The 3,160-nt window shown below is 48.3% G+C and carries 3 protein-coding genes; all 3 read right to left on the bottom strand.

The genetic code is table 11. The features are described 5' to 3' along the window. Window positions 1-175 precede the first annotated feature (175 nt). Window positions 176-1,276 (bottom strand): 1-deoxy-D-xylulose-5-phosphate reductoisomerase, encoded by a 1,101-nt coding sequence (dxr, locus tag Q0369_RS06870; RefSeq protein WP_298097757.1) that lies wholly within the window; start codon window positions 1,274-1,276, stop codon window positions 176-178. Then, complete coding sequence (locus tag Q0369_RS06865; protein WP_005872778.1) at window positions 1,270-2,034, bottom strand: phosphatidate cytidylyltransferase; 765 nt, start codon at window positions 2,032-2,034, stop codon at window positions 1,270-1,272. Before Q0369_RS06865 ends, dxr begins: the two co-directional genes overlap by 7 nt. Window positions 2,035-2,083: 49 nt before the next feature. After that, on the bottom strand, window positions 2,084-3,160 hold a 1,077-nt coding region (locus Q0369_RS06860), incomplete at its 5' end, for an NFACT RNA binding domain-containing protein (RefSeq protein ID WP_298097754.1).

Raw genomic sequence — 3,160 nt, 5'->3', positions numbered from 1 at the left:
CAGGCTTTAAGCAGGCTTATTATTTTCCATTTTATGCGGCTTTGCAGCAGCTTGCGGCGCTCTTTTTCCAAATTTACGATAGTTTGTACGTCTAACAATTTTTGATCCTAAATTTCACCGCTTGCGGCAAGATAGCTCAAATTCAACCTCCAAATTTAAGCAGGTAAAGCTAGGCTTAAAGCTCTCCGTTAAATTTCAGCAGCTCGTTTGCATACGCTCGCACGCTCGCATCCACCGCCGCAAGCGCTTCTGCGTCCGTCACGCTAGGCGAGTTAAATTTCTCCGCGCACTTTAACACCACGCGCGCAATGTCGGTGAAGCGGCACCGCTGCTGCAAAAACGCATTTACGCCCGTTTCGTTTGCGGCGTTGATGACGACGCCGAGATCGGGGTTTGCTAACAGCGCGTCTTTGAGGGTAAAGATTTGAAATTTCATCTCGTCGATCGGCTTAAATTCTATCGGTCGCAGGGCGCACAGATCTACGGGCGCGGTAATCTGCTCCCGTACGTCGCCGCTAAACATCGCGTGCGCGATGGCTAGGCGCATGTCAGCCCTGCTAATATGCGCCGTCGTGGAGCCGTCTGCGAATTCGACCAGCGCGTGGATCTGCGAGGTGCGCTCGATAAGCGCATCGATCTCGCGCATGCCGTAGAGCCAAAACGCCTCGATCACCTCAAAGAGCTTATTCGCCATCGTGGCGCTGTCGATCGTGATCTTTGCGCCCATCTTCCAGTTGGGGTGATTGAGGGCATTTTGCGGCGTGAGCGAGCCCAGCTGCGTTAACGGCACGTCGTAAAACGCGCCGCCGCTAGCCGTGATGATTAGGCGAGAAACGGGGGTTTTGGCATTGCTAAGTAAAAATTTCAGTCCGAAATGCTCGCTGTCGATCGGGTAAATTTTATCCGTTTGCAGAAATTTCCCGCCGACGACCAGGCTTTCTTTGTTGGCGAGACAGAGCCTCTTTCCGAGCTCTTGGGTCTTTAGGCTGGGCATCATGCCTGCAAAGCCTACGAGAGCGTTTACCACGGTCGTGCTTTTGCACTCCGCAAGCATCTGCAAAATTCCATCCGTGCCGCAAAATACGCGCTCGTGATCTACCTCGCTTTTTTGCTGCGCGTCCGCGATACAGACGAGCTTTGGGTGAAATTTTGCGATCTGTTCGTTTAAAAGCTTGATATTGCGCCCGCAGCTAAGCGCTTCGATCATACTACCGCTACGCGCGGCTACGTCTAGGGTGTTTGTACCGATAGAGCCCGTGGAGCCTAAAACTACCATGAATAGACTATCGCCATCGCGATCGCGCCGAACATATAGCCGTCGATGCGGTCCAAGATCCCGCCGTGTCCGGGAAAGAGCGCGCCACTGTCTTTAAGACCCGCCGCGCGCTTTAGGTAGCTTTCAAACAGATCGCCGAATACGCCAAAAATTGCTATGATGATGGTTTTTCCTAAAATTTCAAGCGGCGGCATATTGGTAAAGATGCGCGCATAAATGAGGCTAACGATAAGCGCGAGCGCAAGACCACCTAGTACGCCCTCTACGGTTTTATTCGGCGAGCTAGCGCTTAGCGGGGTTTTGCCAAAGGCTCTTCCGATAAAATATGCGCCACTATCGCTAGCTACGATAATAAAGATCAGCCAAACGAAGTGAAAAACTTCCCCGAAATCATCATAAGCCGCCCACATAAAAAATATCGGCGCAACGGGATAGATAAAAGGAAGCGTGATCTTTAGGCTAGGGCCCTTGGTAAAGGCTACGACAGAGGCGACGCATAGGATCATCAGGATGCTAACTTTTAGCGCTGAGACGAAAGGCTCATCGGTCTGCGTAAATGGTAGCAGCGCAAAAAACGCGATCGCCAGCGCGAGCCACTTTTTGCTAGTTTCCTCTAGACCCCATAACTTGAGGCTTTCAAAAAACGCAAGCACGAGTATCAGCGCAAATACGGCGAAATTTAGCCACCTGGCGTTTATGAGAATTAGAGCTAAAAATACGGCGAGTAAAATGCTTGCCGTGATTATTCTTTGCTTCATAGAATTTCCTTGGAATTTATTTTGAGTAATTATACCGCAAGCTCGCTTATTACGGCTTTAAAACGCTAATTGTTTTAAAATTTACGTAGTTTACGAAAGCACCTTCGTTGATTTTGACATTTTGGCGTTTAGTGTAATCGACGAGATATTTTCCGCTGCCGCTTGCACTGAAGCTCACGCAAATTTTAGCGGCGAATTCGACCACCTCTTCGCTTAGACTTTGCTTATTTGTCTTTACGATGACGTGTGCGCTTGGAATGTCCTTAAGATGAAACCAATAGTCGGATTTGGAGCTATTTTTTAGTAAGAACTCATTGCCTTTTTCGTTTTTACCGACGCTGATTTTAAAATCCCCGAGATAAAAGCTCGCTACATATTCGCTATTTTTTTCCTTGCTTTTTTGCCTAATTTGCGTGCGCTTAGGCATTAGAATTTCGATCTCGTGTGCGTCCTGTGCGGCAAGGACGAGCGATTTTAAATTCTCATAAAACGCGAGTTTCTCCTTTAAATTTTGCTCTTCAATATGGATATTAGTAGCCTTTTGGCGCAGACGCTTTGCCTCGGAGTAAAGCTCGCCCAAAGCGGCGCTTGCAGGCTTTTGCAGCTTAAATTCTACCGCTTCGGCGTCTCCTTTTTGCAGCGTAAATTCTCGCGCGCTAGTTGGAATTTTATAGATATTTTCCTTTAGCAAGGCGGCTTTTGCACCTAAAAGCTCAGCGCTTCGCAGTAGTTCGGCGCTGCTTTGCAAAGAGCCTAAAGCCTCACGCACCGAGTCTAGCTTTTTATTTAGCGCCGTGATTTTTGCGGATTTGAGCGCGTTTAAGCGATCCGCATTTAGCGCGTTAAATTCCGCGCGAAAAAATGCTCTAAAGTCCGAAATTTTTGGCACGGGGGCTTCTTTAATATTTGCAGGCGGCAGATGGCGGAGTTTTCTTCCTACCTTGATCTGTCTAAATTCCGTCTCGAAGTGCCGCAGCGCCTCTAAAATCACATCGTTTTCATCGGTGATTATTACGTTGGTAAATCGCCCGGTAAATTCGAAGTAGATATTTGAGCTTTGGGTTTTGTAGCTTGCGTTTTGGCTTACGCTAAGGCATAGAATTCTATTATTTTCTGGCACGCTAAC

Origin of the sequence: uncultured Campylobacter sp. (assembly GCF_938030685.1) — a bacterium.
GTDB lineage: Bacteria > Campylobacterota > Campylobacteria > Campylobacterales > Campylobacteraceae > Campylobacter_B.
Note: the sequence above shows the minus strand (reverse complement) of the source record. Positions and strands in the feature narration are given on the sequence as shown.